Origin of the sequence: Rosistilla carotiformis (assembly GCF_007753095.1) — a bacterium.
Classification (GTDB): domain Bacteria; phylum Planctomycetota; class Planctomycetia; order Pirellulales; family Pirellulaceae; genus Rosistilla; species Rosistilla carotiformis.
Map to the genome: position 1 here is coordinate 5,165,346 of NZ_CP036348.1, position 16,086 is coordinate 5,181,431.

Here is a 16,086-nt window from a genome sequence, read left to right on the forward strand (position 1 = left end):
TATCGGCGCCGTAACACAACCTATATACCCAGCGTGCCTCCCTATGTTTTTCTTTGCCTGAATCAGATCCAACGTAGCGAACCGCAATGAAATCAACGCTGATGACTCCCGATCGAATCGTTGCCGCGGTTCGCCAGCAACAGCAGCGGTTTCAGCGATTATCCGACGCGACGCTCCGCGACCACACCGACGAATTGCGACGCCTGCGCAAATCGCAACATCGACACAACCGATCCATCTCCAGCGGCTGGCAGCGTTGGAAACGCCCCGACGCCGCCGAACCGATGATCGAAGCCCATGGTCTGATGGCCGAGGCGTTGCGCCGCACGACCGGCAAACTCTATTACGACGTCCAATTGCAAGCCGGTTGGATTTTGGCAGCCGGATCGATCGCGGAGATGCAAACCGGCGAAGGCAAAACGATCACCACGGGTCTGCCCGCCTTCTGGCAAGCGCTGGCGGGGCGCGGCTGTCATGTCAGCACCGTCAACGACTATCTGGCGCGCCGCGACTTCGAAACGTTGCAGCCCACCTTCGAATTGTTAGGCGTCGGCGTCGGCCGGATCGATTCGGAAATGAGTCTCGCCGAAAAACGCCAGGCCTACCGTTGCGAAATCACCTACGGCCCCGGTTTTGAATTTGGATTCGATTTCCTTCGCGATCAGATCGCCCTTCGATCGGCCCCCCGGCTGCGACTGGGCATTCGACACCTGGCCCATCTGCGCGGCCAATCGATCGACAAAACCCATTCGCTGATCGGACGCCCCTTGGCTTGTGCGGTGATCGACGAAGCGGACAGCGTGTTGATCGACGAGGCGAACACGCCGTTGATCTTGAGTGGACAAGAGCAGTCGATGCGTCAAGCATCCTCCGACTCGGAGGCCTACCGCGTCGCCGACATCCTGGCCCAAGAACTGCAGCCCGAAGAAGACTTCAGCCTCGATCCGGTCGATCGAAAAATAAGCTTCACGCCAACCGGCTGGTTTCGCATCCATCAACACTTTGCTCAAGCCAATCCGCTGCGTCTGGCTCGTGCCTGGTCCTGTTACGTCGAAAACGCACTGCGTGCACGACAGATCTTCCGCCGCGACGTCGACTACGTCGTCCGCGATGGGGAGATCCAAATCGTCGATCAAAATACAGGCCGCATCCATCCCGAACGCAGCTGGAGAAATGGACTGCACCAAGCGGTTCAAGTGAAGGAGCGCGTCGCGGTCGTCCCCGAACAACAAACGCAGGCCCGGATCACCCGGCAACGCTTCATCGGCCAATACGATTCGATCTGCGGTTTGACGGGAACCGCCCAAGCGGCGGCCCGCGAACTCAAGGATTTCTATCGTTTGAGTGTCGTCAGCGTCCCGACGCATCGACCCTGCCACCGGTTCGGGCTGCCCAGTCGCTATTTTTCCACCCTCCAAACCAAACATGCGTCGATCGTCGCGGAGATCCGCGCCCGGCATGCCAATGGAGGCCCGATGCTGGTCGGCACGCGAACGATCGCCGAAAGTCGAACGCTTTCGGCCGCGCTGCAGAAATGTGGCATTCCCCATCGCACGCTCAACGGCATCCAGGATGAAGCCGAAGCCGATCTGATCGCCATCGCCGGCCAACCGGGCGCGATCACGATCGCCACGAACATGGCCGGCCGCGGCACCGACATCGCCCTGACCGATGCATCGCGCGCCCGCGGCGGTCTGCATGTAATCGCCACCGAACACCATCCCTGCGCCCGCGTCGATCGCCAGTTGATCGGCCGCGCGGCGCGACAAGGAGATCCGGGGGCGTACCAGTTCTTCGTCTCGGCCGAAGACGAGATCTTTCAACACGCCCCGCAATTGGCTGAGTCGATCTCGGCACGATGCAGTGGGGCCCCCGAAGCGCAGCACGATTTCTCCACCGAAATCGCTCGGCTGCAAAACGACCTGGAACATCAAGCTTACCAACGCCGCACGCAGCTGACCCGCGCCGACCAATGGCTCGATCGCGTCCTCGAAACCGTCGCCAAAGAGGCTGTCTAAATATGTCGACCCCACAACTATTTGTGCACTCGCGATTCACGATCGCACCGCCAACGCTCCTCTTCATCGTCCTGGCATCCGCCGCAGCGGCAGCGCCGCGAAACGATCCTCCGTCAGCCAGCTACGACGCATTCACCGAACCCTTCCAAACGATCGACGTCGCGGCGGCCGAGCCTGGACGCGTGGCAAAGGTCTTCGTCGAACCGGGGGCTCAGGTCGCAGCCGATGCGTTGTTGATGGCCTTGGACAGCCAAGTGCTTCGCGCCACGCGAGCCGTCGCCGTCAAACAATCCGAAGCGACCAGCGAGATCGATTCGCTGCGTATCGAACACCAACGACTCGCCCACCGCTACCAACGCTTGCTGGAACTGCGGTCGCAAGGAGCGGGCAGTCCGGACGAAGTCTTGCAAGCCGAAACCGAAGTCAAGATCGCCCAGCTTCGCGTGCAGACAGCTCTCGAACGGCAACGGATCGCCGAACTGGAGATCGCCGAGATCGACGCGCGGATCGCGATGAAAGAGATTCGCAGTCCGATCGCCGGGATCGTTACCGAAGTCGTCCAAGAGGTGGGCGAATTTGTCGCCGGAGCCGAACCGACAACCGTTCGCGTCGTCGATCTGAGCGCCCTCCGCGCCGTCTTCTATCTGCCGACACAGGTTGCCATGCAGCTGCAAGTTGGACAAACGCTGGCCTTGCAGTTCCCCGAATCCGCCGCTGACGTGGCCGCAACGATTCGCCACATCGATCCGGTCACCAACGCCGAGAGTGGCCGCGTTGGTGTCGAAGTGATCATCGACAATCCCAACAACCAGTACCGCAGTGGCCTCCGCTGTCGACTGCACCCGTAACCCGACCAACGCACTTTCCCGCGGAACATCGCAATCGCCCATCGCCCCAAAATTTTGACACATCCATCATGACAAGCCCACCGATCCCAACCCATATCGCGACCGGCACCAACACCCAGTGGTCCCCCGCTTCGGTTGTGGTTCCCCGTTCCAACGACCCGCTGCCCCAATCGACACCACAGTCCGAGCAATCGGCCGCGACGCCAGCGAGCATCGACCGACGATTCGGCCAACTGCAGCAGACGCTCACTCAGATCGCCCGCGACGCCGGTTCGATCCAACAATTTGCCGATGCCTCGCTGACAGCGATCTGTCGATCCGGAATCGCGATCGGCGGCATGTGGCACCCGCGTTCCAACACCGACCCGGCGACCGACGACAGCGAACCGCTGGCGGCCCAAATCCCTGGCGGCCTCTTGGGACAGCCCGCAACGCAACAATGGCTGCACGCTTGCCGAACGTCGCTGGCAACCGACGAGGAACCGCAAACATTCACCTCGCCCCAAGTTCAGGGCCTGCACGCGACCTGCATCCATCTCGCGGTCGGATCGCAGCATTACGCGATCACCTTGGTCGCGATCGGCAGCGATGCTGGCGACCTGCAGCGGACGATCCAGTTGTTGCCGGTGATGGCAACCGCGTGGCACTTCGGCCGCGAAGCGATCGCCTGCCAACACGACCTCCGCGTCACCGCCGCCTTGGTGGAACTGGTCGCCGAGGTTCAGAAGTGTCCCACGTTGGCCGAGGCGTGCCAGTCGATCGTCGACCAATGGAAAGCTCATCTCGGCTGCAAGTTCATCGCGTTGAGCCTGTTCCCTGCGGCGAGCCGATTGGCCGAAGGACGTTCCCAACCGCTGCGTCTACAGGCGATCTCCGGACTTGCACACTTCGACCCCAGTTCTCCACTGGCACATGCGATCGAATCGGCCCACGACGAATGTGTGCTGCGTGAATGCGTCACCAGCTGGCCTCCGCTGGCGCCGAATCGTCGCGAACTCTCGATCGCCCACCGGCAGATCGTCGAATCGGCGGGAGTCGAATTGATCGCGTCGACGCCGCTACGCGATAACGATGGCCGAATCGTCGGCGTGCTTTCGGCAGCCGGTCCGTTTCTATCGGTCGGAAATCCGGAGACACAGAACTTGTTGACCGCGTTGTCGCTGCCGATCGGTTCGGTGTTGTCGATCAGCCGTCGCGCTCAACCCTCGCGACTTCGACGCTTCGCCCAGCGGATCGCTTCGCAATCGATCGCCACCCAGCGGAATCTGTTGCTCGCGTCGGTTGGTGTCGTCCTGATCGCGTTGTGCCTCCCCTGGCCCTACCGCGTCGCTTGTCGCTGCCGCTTGGAACCGGCAGCCAAACGCTTCGCCGTCGCTCCGTACGACGGATTGTTAGACGCGACCTTTGTCCGACCCGGCGATCGCGTCGTCGCCGGCGCGCCGCTTGCCCGGATGGAACAACGCGAGATCAACTGGGAATTGGCCGGCGTCGTCGCGCAACAAGCGCGGATCCGAAAAACGCTCGACAGCCACATGGCAAATCATGAGACGCCCAAGGCGATGATCTGTGAAGCGGAACTGGCCGAACTCGCCGCCCGTCGCCAGTTGCTGGAATACCAACGCGACAACATGGAGATCCGCGCTCCGGTCGCCGGATTGGTGCTGGCGGGAAGTCTCGAACGACGCGAGCACGTTCCGGTCGGGATCGGCGAAAAACTGTATGAGATCGCCGAGATCTCGCCGCTGCGGGTCGAAGTTGCGATTCCGGCGGAAGATATCTCCCACGTGGAGATCGGCATGAAGGTGCAGATTCGATTGAACTCCGAACGGCTGCAACCGATCGTTGGCAAACTGGAATCGATCCGCCCCCGTTCGGTCGTCCGCGAGAATCGCAATGTGTTTGTCGCCGAACTGAGCGTCCCCAACCCCGACGGCAAGCTGCGCCCCGGAATGGAAGGGGACGCCCGTATCGAAACCGTTCGTCACACGCTGGCCTGGAATTGGTTCCACAAACCTTGGGAACGAGCCGTCGCGTGGTTGTCGCTGACCTTCACCTAAGCCAACCAAAATCCAACCGATCGACCGCTGCCAACGCGACCGCGGCGAATCGGATTCCATCCACCACAATCCCAACCCAACCAACTGTCACCTCGCCATGCAATCGTCTTTGGAAACACCCGAATCGTACACCCCCGAAGCGCAGCACAGCTGTGTCGAATTGAGTGGTGTCGTGCTGACACTCCGCGACGACTTGCGGTTCACGTTGCAACACGACGGCGCGGCCGACACCAATCTAATTGAAGATCATGCGCGAACGAAATTCTATCGGGTTGGAATCGCCGAATTCGCGTTCATCTCGTTGTTGGACGGCCACGTGACGATCGCCGAAGCGCACGGCCTGGCCGCGTCGGCGTTGGGCGCCCAAGCGCTCAACGATCAAGAGACCGCGGGCCTTTGCCGCTGGTTAGTCGAAAATCAATTGGCCTCGACTCCCGCATCGCTGACCTCGTGCCGGATGGCCGAGGCGGCCGGCCAACACCGCTTCCAAAAACGACTGGCAAGCCTCTCTTTGATCAGCCCCAAGCTTCCCTTCGGCAATCCCGACCGCGCGATCGGGGCGATCTCGCCGCTGTTGGGTTGGTGGTTCTCGCCCCTTGGATTTGCGATCTGGATGATCGTCATCGGCGGTGGCCTGGTCTCCGTATTTGCAGCGGCGGATCGGATCAATCCGAGTGCCGAAACGGTCATCGCCCGCAACAACTGGATCTGGTTGGGGACAACTTGGTTTCTGTTGAAGCTGGTTCACGAACTGGCCCACGGTCTGGCCTGTAAACGCTTCGGTGGGTCGGTCCGCGAATGTGGCATCGTCCTGTTCATGCTGATCCCCCTGCCGTACGTCGACGTCACCTCGGCGTGGCAATTCCGCGCTCGATCGCGTCGTATCCTTACATCGGCCGCCGGGGTGATGGCCGAATTGATGATCGCGGCGATCGCGGCGATCCTATGGAGCCGTTCGACGTCGCCGCTGGTCGTGCAGCACGCGTTTAACGTCATGCTGTCGGGCAGCCTGATCACGTGGATGTTCAACGCCAATCCGCTGATGCGATTCGACGGCTACTACATTTTGACAGATTGGTTGAAGATGCCGAACCTGGCGACGCATGCAAGTCAGATGGTCCGCGGCGCGGTGCGGAAGTTCTTTTTGGGAATCGAATCCCCCGCGTCCCACGGCAACCTCCGCTCGCGGTGGTTTGTCGCGGGATATGGCGTCGCGGCGATAGCTTGGCGAGTCGTGATGTGCACCGCGTTGATCGTCGGTGCCGAACAGATGCTATGGGGCGCAGGGATCGCGATGGCGTTGATCGCGGCCACGTTGTGGTTCATCCTGCCCATCGCCCGCACCCTCCACTTCATCGTTTGGGGAAATCCGACCAGCCAACCCAACCGCCGCCAATTTTGCAAGGCGATCGCGATCGTATCGCTCCTGGCCGCAGGCATTCTGTTGTCACCCTGGTATGGCCAGACGACAGCTCCGGCGATCGTTGGCTACGATCCGTTGATTCAAGTTCGCGCTCCGACGATGGGCTTCGTCAAACGGGTCGCCGTCCGCAGCGGGCAACAGGTCCACGCCGGCGACGTTCTGTTGGAACTCGAAAATCAGCCGCTGCAGATGAAAACGGCGGAACTGGCAGCGCAAGTCCAACGGTCGCGGACCCGCGCTCGCATCTACGCCGCATCGCACCAAGCCGCTGCCTACGATGTGGAACAACAACAATTGGCCGCGATCGAATCGGAATGGAACGACCGCCGCGGGATGTTGTCGAACTTGATCATCCGCGCGACAAAACCGGGAATCGTAATCGGCGACACGCTGGAATCGGTGTTGGGAACTTACGTCGCCCCCGGTGAATCGTTGATGACCTTGGGTCCCCAAGGGCAGTGCCGGATCCGCGCGCTGGTCCCGCAGCGCGAACTGGAGTACTTCGTCGCGCGAGTCGGTCAGACGGTCCGCGTGCAGATGCATGGCAGCCCCGGAATCGTGGGCCGCTTGGAATCGGTCGACCCGCGAGGCGACACCCGCCTGCCTCACGCCGCGTTGAGCGCCACCGCCGGAGGCCCGATCGCCACCCATGCCAACCGCCAACCCGACAGCGAACCGACCGACGGAATCACGGCCACCGCAGGGGAAGCATCCGGCGACGCAACGTTTGAAGCGACCGAGCCCTATTTCACCGCAACCATCCGCGTGGATGATGACGCGCTAGCTGGAAAAATCGGTGCGACCGGATGGGTTGGCTTTCGGTCCCATCGCGGCTCGGTCGGCGTCGTGCTGTGGGAAACGCTCCACAACTGGATCACTTCACGACAGCGGCACGTCCCAACAGGCTGAACCTGCCGACTGTAGCGGTTCTAATTTTAGATAGCATTACACTGCGCGATTGCCTAGGGCTCGCGTCACAAGGCTAGCAAACCGATACAAGATATTGTCTAGGCTTCCTGGTTCCGTTCAGTGGGATTCGAAATGCATACGTACATTAAAACTCTCTCAGCTATTGCATTCGCGATAGGAGTCGGAGCGGAGTTGTGCGCCCAACGGCCCGATCCAGTTTCGCATTTGATACCACACTCCGATTCGAGCTCCCGTCAAAGAACGGACTTGTCAAACCTGCCCCTTGCCTACTCTCGGGGACGCGTCTTCCCCAATCAACCTTCGGAATCCGTTCCAGTCGCACTCCCGTCGATTCGCCCATCCACCATCCAACCAGTCGTGGCGCCCCCGCGCCGCGTCCTCTCATCGCCCTCCCAGGTCGAAGGTGCGGGAGCGTTCACGAAATCGCCGCTGCCAATCGCGTATCCCGCCGTTCCGATACGTCTGGTTCCCGTTCTGCCAACCTTTATGCAGAACGCAGCCTATCCGACAACACATCCAATGGTTTCAACGACGCATCCAAATACACAATCTCCCAATCGCTCGATAACATCACAGTCATTTGTTCACGAGCAACCGACTTACCAGATTCCTCCCGCCGTCGCGAATACTGGCGAGGCTTTGGAAGTGATCGAACCTCCGTCCGAAGCAGAGATCGTCGAGGACGGCCACTCGATGGATGACAAGCAATTAGTGCCGGCGAACCAACCGTGGTGGCAAGACCTGGTGGCCCGTCCGCTGCGTCCCAACACGACTCCCGTGCCGGTGACACTGGAACAATTGATCGTCGCCGCGCTGGAACACTCCAATCAGATCAAGGTCTTTTCGAAACTGCCACTGATTCGCGAAACGACCGTCGGCGAAGCGGATGCAGCCTTCGATTGGATCACGTTTTTCAACAACCGTTGGGACGACGTCAGCGATCCGGTGGGCAGCTCCCTGACCGTCGGCGGCAACGGCACGCGTTTCAACGATCACAACCTCTCCGGTTCGGCGGGAGTTCGCCGGCAAACCCGCAGCGGTGCGCAAGTCGAAATGTCGCAGCGATTGGGCTGGCAGGACAACAACTCGACCTTCTTCGTTCCCGCTCCCCAAGGTACGTCGCGGTTGACACTACGGATGACCCAACCGTTGCTGCGCGGACGCGGCGCGGTCTACAACAATTCGATTACCGTCTTGGCGCGCATCGATCAACGACAGGCTAGTGATGAATTCCAACGCCAATTACAGGGGCATCTATTGGAAGTCATGCGTGGCTATTGGGAATTGCATTTGGAACGAGGCGTATTGTTGCAGAAACTGCAATCGTATCAACGAGCTGCCGAGATCACCCGACAACTGGAATTGCGGGCGCAACTGGACGCCTCGCAGAGCCAATTGGTTTCCGCGCAGGCGACGCAAGCACAACGTCGATCGGACCTGTTCCGCGCCCAAGCCGCGGTTGTCAACGCGGAAAGCAAAATCCGCGCCTTGGTCAACGATCCCTCCTTGGGCAGTTCGGATGATTGCGAACTCATTCCCGTCGCACCCCCAACGATCGAACCGTACCAAGTCGACATGCAACATCAACGCGTGCTGGCCGTTCGGAATCGGCCAGAAATTGGACAAGCGATCAAGCAAATCAAATCGGCCAGCGTTCGTTTGAACATGTCGCGACACGAATTGTTGCCGGTCTTGAATCTCGTCACCGAAGCGTATGTCAGCGGACTCCAAGGCAACGGTGACATCACCGCGTCGTTGTCACGGCAATTCGATACCGGATCACCCAGCTACGGCGTCGGCTTTGAATATGAAATGCCGATCGGAAATCGCGCCGCCAAATATCGTAATCGACGCCGGATGCTGGAACTGAGTCAATTGAACGATCAATACCAGTCAACCCTCTCCACCGTCCAATTGGAAGTTGAAGTCGCGGTCCGAGAATTGCATACCTCGCAACAAGAAATGGCCGCGAAATTCGAAGCCCAACGAGCGCGGACACGTCAACTGAAGACACTCACCGAACGTTGGCAACGCAACATCAATGATGCCGTCACAGGCAGCTTTGCCCTCGAAAATTTGCTCGACGCCCAAGATCGCGTCGCGCAGTCCGAGTTCGAATACTTGCAAAGCCAACTGACCTACAACGTCAGCATTGGCAACTTGCATCGCGCCACCGGCACGCTGCTGGAATCCGAACCGGTAAGCGAGTATCGCGCCGCGGACTTTGAAACGTCCACCGCGAACGAAAGCGATTAATGGGTCAAGGCGTTTTCAAGTGAGACAGCCAAGCCGGATCCAACGATCCGTTGCCTGGCTGTCATCGGTTTCTTAACCGGAGGAACCACGTGCCCCGCGTACGCGGAACGCTCCGAGTCTATTTGCCTTTTAACAGCACCGACTTGATCAGCCCCACGAGCGCCATCACGGCACCACCACCAACGCCCCCCGAAGCGACGCTGCCGAGGATCGATGCGATGTCGATCGAACCCGATGGGCCCGCTTCAATCCCCAGCATGCCCAGCAGTTGGCCTCCCAAACCGCCCCCCAAGATTCCTGCAATCGAGTTGCCCAACACGCCCAAATCGAGCTTTTTGGCCAGTTTACCGGTAAGGTTCCCCCCCGCGGCACCGGATACAAGTTGAATGATCAACGGAAGATATTGCATGAGTTCTTATTCCAATGAGTAGATGAACGACCGAATGTCGCTATACCTATAGAAGCGAAACCTCCCCCCCAAACCCGCAAGCGCAGGGCCATTCCGGCCCCCCATAGCTTCTGGTAGCGAACATTCCAAAGCACCGGGCGACTCACACCGGCGGCGCTCGTGGGAGAACCTTTCGGTTTCGATTGTCATTCCATACCGCGCTCCCCATCACCTCTTCGCTGGGCCTATTGGAGGCACCTTCTTCCCAGCGATTTCCCGATCGAGACGGCCCCTGCGACGTCAAACGCCTCTCCGCCCCTAGGCCCGATCTCGCCAGCGGGCCCAATGAAGATCCCCGGTGCGGCGATTCGGTTTAATTCGCTGGGCGTTGCCACTTTGGGCAGGGGGCTCCATAATCGACAATGATTGTTGCCCGATCCCCCATACAGACCTTTGAAGCAATGTCTCAAGAGAACATGATCCAAGAAGGCTTTACGTTCGACGACGTGCTGCTGACACCTCAATACAGCGCCGTCGTTCCGTCGGAAGTCGATACCAGCACTCACCTTACGTCCAATATCCGGCTGCAAATCCCGCTTATCAGCTCACCGATGGACACCGTCACCGAGAGCGAGATGGCGATCGCGTTGGCGAAAGTGGGGGGGCTTGGTGTTATCCACAAGAACCTCTCGATCGAAGCTCAGACCGAAGAAGTGCTGAAGGTCAAACGGAGTGCCAACGGGATCATTTTTGATCCCGTCACGCTGCACCCCGACGAAAAGGTCAGCCGCGCCCAACAGCTGATGGACCAGAAGAACGTCTCGGGAATCCCAATCGTCTACTCCGACGGCAAGCTGGCGGGCATCTTGACCCGGCGAGACCTTCGCTTCCTAGAGTCCCCAGATCGCCTAATCAGCGAAGTCATGACGCATGAGAATCTAGTGACGGCTGTAGGGAATGTAACGCTTGAGGAAGCTGAGCGGATTTTAACGGAAAAAAGAGTAGAGAAGCTTTTGCTGGTTGACGAAGAAAGGATACTGACGGGACTTATAACGATCAAAGACATCGACATGATGCAACGTTTCCCAAGTGCTTGCAAAGACGGCCAAGGCCGATTGCGAGTGGGAGCGGCGATCGGAGTGCACGATTACGAGCGTGCCGAAAGCCTGATCAACCAAGGGGTCGATATCCTGACCGTTGACAGTGCCCATGGACATTCGAAGAACGTTATCGAGACCGTCAAAAAATTGAAGCAACAATGGCAGATCGACTTGATCGCCGGCAACGTGGCCACGGCCGACGGGGCTCGCGATTTGATCGATGCTGGCGTCGACGCGATCAAAGTGGGGATCGGACCTGGTTCGATCTGCACGACTCGCGTAATCAGCGGCGTCGGTGTCCCTCAAGTGACAGCGATCATGGAAGCTGCCCGCGTTGCAAATGAAAGAAACATTCCCATCATTGCCGATGGCGGTATTCGATTCAGCGGAGATATAACCAAAGCGATTGCAGCGGGTGCAAAGGTCGTGATGATTGGCAGCTTGTTTGCCGGTCTCACCGAAAGCCCCGGAAAGATGATCCTGTACCAAGGGCGGACGTTTAAAGCGTACCGCGGGATGGGATCGATCGGTGCAATGGCTCAGGGTTCAAGCGAACGATATCGCCAAAGCGCGACCGAGAGTGGAAAGCTGGTCCCCGAAGGTGTCGAGGGCCGCGTTCCGTTTAAGGGACCGCTCAGCGAATACGTCTTCCAATTGGTCGGCGGTTTGCGGGCAGGGATGGGTTACATCGGCACACAGACGATTGAGGAGCTGCGGACTCGCGCACGCTTCATCAAAGTCTCGGCTGCAACCGTCCGGGAGAACCATCCGCATGATATCGCGATTACGCAAGAAGCACCGAATTACAGCCCCGACGTTCACCACGCGGGCGATTCGATTTAGTCGATGGATGTCGCTGGCAGCGATGATGCCGCTGGTCGCGCTGGAGACTCTTCCCGCCCAGGCCCAAGCGACTTGGAATACGCCTGGTGCGGCCCAATCTCAAGCCGCGCCACACAGCACGACCGCTTCGCGGTTTGATGCAAGTTTCTCGAACGCAACCTCCGATTCTTCGGTTGTTGCACGGCGGCCGAATTCGCCGCAGCCAGCATCGAGTCCGCAACCCAAGCTGCAATGGCGTTCTTCCGACCGCGTCGCCCCGCGCGGCTTCGCTTCGGGAAGCAAAACTAATCTGTCTGCCGACAACGGTCCCGTGATGCGTGTCGCCTATCAGCAGGAAGGCGCGGTACCGAACGATCTGTTTGACGATTCGACGGGCCCAGCCTCGGGACAACAGGCCGACCCATTCTCCAACAACCTATTCGACGATCCGCAGCAGCCCACCCCTGCAAACAATCCATCGGCGATCAGCCCCTCGGCGAATGCCCCAGCCACGGACGCATTGCGAATGCCCAACTTCGCCACGCCTTCCGAACCACAAACGCAGCAGCCTCAATTGCCGCCAGCGCTTCAGCCTCAAGCGGAAGCCGCTGAAGAGGCGCCCTTGTTGCCACCGACCAATGACCAACGCAACAACCTGGACGATTCGAAACTCGACACACTCGATCCCAATCTGTTCAAACGTGGCCGCGCCGACACGACCGAAAGTCCTTCGGATCGCGAGCCCGAACCACAGCCGACGGAATCGGAACCAGATTTCGCACCGCGTCGCGGTTTCGGAATCACGCCGCCTCAACCACGATCGAACCTCTCCTGCGAAGACTTACGCCACGAGGTGGCCAGCCGCACGATCAGCCGTATTTCGCTGGACATCTCTCCAGCCTACCGCCCCGATGTTTTGGACGACAAAAAGTTCACCGAATTGCGAACCGCGTTTGACAAAAATCAAAAGCCTCGCGATTGGCGTAGCATCGACGGATCGCTGTTGGGTCGTGGAACGTTGCACGATTTGAGCTATCAAGACGTGGTCATCCGCACCGATTCGGGAGGCTCGCAAAAGCTGGACATCTCGCGACTGAGCGAAGCCGATCTGGCCTTCCTGTCCAAGGAATGGGGCCTGCCGCGCGAATGCCGCATCGCCCAAACGCCTTACCAACCGCGTAATTGGACCCCTTCGACGATGACCTGGAAAGCGTCGAACCTGTGCCACAATCCGCTCTACTTCGAAGAAGTGCAACTGGAACGCTACGGTCACAGCGCCGGCCCGATCAAGCAGCCGCTGATCTCGACAGCTCACTTCTTCGTCAACATCGCGGTGTTGCCGTACAAGATGGGCATCCACCCAGCAACCGAATGCCAATATGCGTTGGGCTACTACCGACCGGGCAACTGTGCCCCGTACCTGTTGCCTCCAATTCCGCTGAGCCTCCGCGGAACGTTGAGCCAAGCGGCGGTTGTTGCCGGCGGATTCTGGTTGATCCCGTAGGCGAAACACGCCGAAGATCGATCAAATTCCAAACGAACAGGGTGACTCTGCGGTGCGACCGCGGGATCACCCTTTTTTTGTTTCGATGCGTTAGCGTCTAAACTCTCACGTTGGGCGTTGGCTTCGAAAAACGTCACACCACGACGATAGGAGAGAACGATGCAAGAAGGCTCCGCGCCGACGCGGGCGATGAACCCCAAGTGGCGCCGATATAGCCTTCGCACGTTTTTGATCGTCGTTATAATCCTCTGCATTCTGCTGGGGAGAATTGCCACGACCGCGAGTCGCCAGCGAAACGCGATGCTTGAATTTCAGCGGCTTGGCGTTTCGGTACTGTATGAACACCAATGGAATCACTCCAAAACATCCCGCTCCCTCTCCTCTCGCCTTCTCGAACCTCTAACACACTACGTCGATCCGAACTTCTTGCTTCCGGTCCATATCGTTCGTACGCGATATCTGGAGGCGCCGTCGTTGCAGGCGGGGGCGACATACACGTCGGCAGAAGTGATCGATCCTATCGCAAAACTTTCCGGAATTCGCTCGCTCAGCCTGACACATACCGAGGTCACAAACCAAGATATCGCCCAACTAGCGAAGCTGCGGGATTTGGAGAGTCTTGATTTGCATATGACCAAGATGCACGAAGGCCCCATTCCAGGGCTCGATCAATTGCGGCTGAAGCGGCTGATGCTGAATCGAACGCGCGTCGACGACGATTCGATCGCGGCACTTCGAAAGATGACGAGCTTGGAATATCTCGACCTCACCCGAACGAAGGTCACCGATGCGGGGTTGAAACACCTCGAATCGCTCCCCAAACTACGCAAGCTGGTCCTGCGTCGGGCGCTCGTAACCCAAGCGGGCTACGATGCGTTTAAAAAAACTCACCCCAACGTCGAAGTCGCCTGGCGACCTCAATGAGTCGGAGGGTTACGATTGAGCGAGCGGCGGATGGCGCGCGCTTGAATTCGGGCCGATTCGAAGTCGGGGCAGATTGCGATCGCGCGGTGAAGATGTTTTAAGGCTTCGCGTTGATCGCCGAACGCCCGACGACAATCGGCCAGCCCCGACCAAGCCAAATAATGGAACCGGCACTGCCACAAACAGTTTCTAAACGCGCAGTCGGCACTCGCGTATTCTTGCAGTCCCAAATAGGCGATCGCCAATTGGTGATGCGCTTCGGCATAACGCGGTGCTTGTTGAACCAAGACCATCGCCGGAGTCAGCGCGGCGGCAAATTCACCTCCGTCGTTCAGATGCATCACCTGCAGAAGATTTTGATGGTGTGAGGGAGCGGCATCGCGAACCAAGATCGCTCGAAACGCATCGTCGGCCATCAACCGGACGCCACGATCGCGATCGCACAAACGATGCCCCAAGGCTTCGGCCGCGCGAACGTCGCCAACCATACTCAACGCCAATGCCGATGCACGACGCGATTCGTGATCGCCCCGACGCAACAACGTCAACAGCGTCTCGACCGTATAGGATTCGTTGACCGTCCGAAAAAACTCTAAGGAATCCGAGGCATCCAGGTACCGACGATACTGGGCGACGATTCGGGAGGTGCGGGTTGCGGGTTGAGACACGTTTCTGTTCTATCCTTCGTTAGCGCCAGTTGGTTTGGCCACAGCAATGATGCCGGATCGCCACCGTCGCGATCGCTGAATCCTACGCACCACTTCCTCGCAAGGAAACGGCACCCCGTTCAGGCTACGCACAATCGGCTGACGGAATTCGAGTCTATTTAGGGCAAGCGAATGGAGCAAAGGTTTATTTGACAGTTTGCTCGCGATCATTCAACGGGCCCAATCATGGCAGGCTTGCCCGTAGTAATGCAAATCAACCGCACAGCTTACCCAACCGAAACAACCCTCCTACATCCCCCGAATCTGGCGGGGATCTTAATGCCCCGCCCAACAATCGCTACACTGTTACGATTCGTTCAACTTGTCACCTTCGCTTCGACCCGCGTCTGCAGCCCAAGAGAACCCGAATGCTCAACAGTTCGCTCGCCCTAGCCGGCCTGCTAGCTCAAACCGTGGATGCGGACGCCGCCGGCGGTTCGTTTTGGCAGATCCTGTTCAGCGGTGGGATCGTCGGCCTGCTGATCATCCTGCTGCTGTTCTCGCTGAGTCTGATCGCCGCGTTTTTGATCTTCGACCAATTCATGGCGCTACGGCGGGGGGAGGTGATCCCAGAAGGAGTCGTCGAACCGATCCAAAAGCTGCTCGCCGAGCGACGCGTTAAAGAAGCCGACGCGATCTGCCGACAGAAGCCGAGCCTGCTTACGTTTGTGATGATGAGCGGTTTGGCCGAGGTCGACTTCGGTTGGCCCAGCGTCGAAAAGGCGATGGAGGAAGCGTTGGCCGAACAGTCGGCGCGGATGATGCGTCGGATCGAATACCTTTCGGTGATCGGGAACATCGCCCCGATGGTCGGCTTGTTAGGAACCGTCACCGGGATGATTTTCGCCTTCCAACGCGTGGCGATCTCGCAAGGGGGCGCCGGCGCGGGTGACCTTGCCGAAGGGATCTACCAGGCGCTCGTGACAACCGTCGGCGGACTGATCGTCGCCATCCCCGCGCTGGGTGCGTTTGCCGTGTTGCGGAATCGAGTCGATGGACTCGTCGCCGAAGTCGCTTACCTAGCGCAACATGCGATGAGCGCACTGAAACGCCGCAGCGTGAAACGCCCTGTTCCCGGCACGCCGATTCCTCCAGTTCAATAAACTGCG

11 protein-coding genes are annotated in these 16,086 nt (G+C 59.2%); 9 read left to right on the plus strand and 2 right to left on the minus strand.

Translation table 11 applies throughout. From position 1 onward, the window contains the following. Nucleotides 1–86: 86 nt before the first annotated feature. The 5 genes from Poly24_RS18675 (at nucleotide 87) to Poly24_RS18695 (ending at nucleotide 9,532) form a co-directional block, all read left to right on the plus strand. On the plus strand, nucleotides 87–2,018 hold the full coding sequence (locus Poly24_RS18675) for a preprotein translocase subunit SecA (RefSeq protein WP_145098942.1): 1,932 nt from the start codon (nucleotides 87–89) through the stop codon (nucleotides 2,016–2,018). A 2-nt stretch (nucleotides 2,019–2,020) separates the two neighbouring features. Further along, a complete protein-coding gene (locus Poly24_RS18680) occupies nucleotides 2,021–2,866 on the plus strand; it encodes an efflux RND transporter periplasmic adaptor subunit (protein WP_197452012.1) in 846 nt (281 codons plus the stop codon). A 68-nt stretch (nucleotides 2,867–2,934) separates the two neighbouring features. Further along, nucleotides 2,935–4,923 carry an efflux RND transporter periplasmic adaptor subunit gene (locus tag Poly24_RS18685; protein WP_145098949.1) on the plus strand — a complete coding sequence of 663 codons (1,989 nt, stop codon included), beginning with the start codon at nucleotides 2,935–2,937 and terminating at the stop codon, nucleotides 4,921–4,923. Between the two features lie 97 nt (nucleotides 4,924–5,020). Next, nucleotides 5,021–7,255 carry an efflux RND transporter periplasmic adaptor subunit gene (locus Poly24_RS18690; RefSeq protein ID WP_145098952.1) on the plus strand — a complete coding sequence of 745 codons (2,235 nt, stop codon included), beginning with the start codon at nucleotides 5,021–5,023 and terminating at the stop codon, nucleotides 7,253–7,255. 666 nt (nucleotides 7,256–7,921) lie between these two features. Next, nucleotides 7,922–9,532, plus strand: coding sequence for a TolC family protein (locus Poly24_RS18695; protein ID WP_197452013.1), 1,611 nt, complete (start codon nucleotides 7,922–7,924; stop codon nucleotides 9,530–9,532). A 118-nt stretch (nucleotides 9,533–9,650) separates the two neighbouring features. On the opposite strand, the gene Poly24_RS18700 is transcribed toward Poly24_RS18695, so the two are convergent. Beyond that, a complete protein-coding gene (locus Poly24_RS18700) occupies nucleotides 9,651–9,941 on the minus strand; it encodes a hypothetical protein (RefSeq protein ID WP_145098958.1) in 291 nt (96 codons plus the stop codon). A gap of 440 nt (nucleotides 9,942–10,381) precedes the next feature. Between Poly24_RS18700 and guaB the strand changes: the two genes are divergently transcribed. The 3 genes from guaB to Poly24_RS18715 all read left to right on the plus strand — a co-directional run bounded on the left by guaB (nucleotide 10,382) and on the right by Poly24_RS18715 (nucleotide 14,270). Then, nucleotides 10,382–11,863, plus strand: coding sequence for an IMP dehydrogenase (gene guaB, locus Poly24_RS18705; RefSeq protein WP_145098961.1), 1,482 nt, complete (start codon nucleotides 10,382–10,384; stop codon nucleotides 11,861–11,863). Continuing rightward, the gene (locus Poly24_RS18710) at nucleotides 11,793–13,346 is read left to right on the plus strand and encodes a hypothetical protein (RefSeq protein WP_145098964.1); all 1,554 of its coding nucleotides are present in this window, start codon (nucleotides 11,793–11,795) and stop codon (nucleotides 13,344–13,346) included. Before guaB ends, Poly24_RS18710 begins: the two co-directional genes overlap by 71 nt. Nucleotides 13,347–13,505: 159 nt before the next feature. Continuing rightward, nucleotides 13,506–14,270: a leucine-rich repeat domain-containing protein gene (locus tag Poly24_RS18715; protein ID WP_145098967.1), complete on the plus strand. Its 765-nt coding sequence runs from the start codon at nucleotides 13,506–13,508 to the stop codon at nucleotides 14,268–14,270. On the opposite strand, the gene Poly24_RS18720 is transcribed toward Poly24_RS18715, so the two are convergent. Further along, the gene (locus Poly24_RS18720) at nucleotides 14,264–14,938 is read right to left on the minus strand and encodes a tetratricopeptide repeat protein (RefSeq protein WP_145098970.1); all 675 of its coding nucleotides are present in this window, start codon (nucleotides 14,936–14,938) and stop codon (nucleotides 14,264–14,266) included. The two genes, Poly24_RS18715 and Poly24_RS18720, sit on opposite strands and share 7 nt — an antisense overlap. A gap of 407 nt (nucleotides 14,939–15,345) precedes the next feature. Between Poly24_RS18720 and Poly24_RS18725 the strand changes: the two genes are divergently transcribed. Next, nucleotides 15,346–16,080: a MotA/TolQ/ExbB proton channel family protein gene (locus Poly24_RS18725; protein ID WP_145098974.1), complete on the plus strand. Its 735-nt coding sequence runs from the start codon at nucleotides 15,346–15,348 to the stop codon at nucleotides 16,078–16,080. The last annotated feature ends 6 nt before the right edge of the window (nucleotides 16,081–16,086 follow it).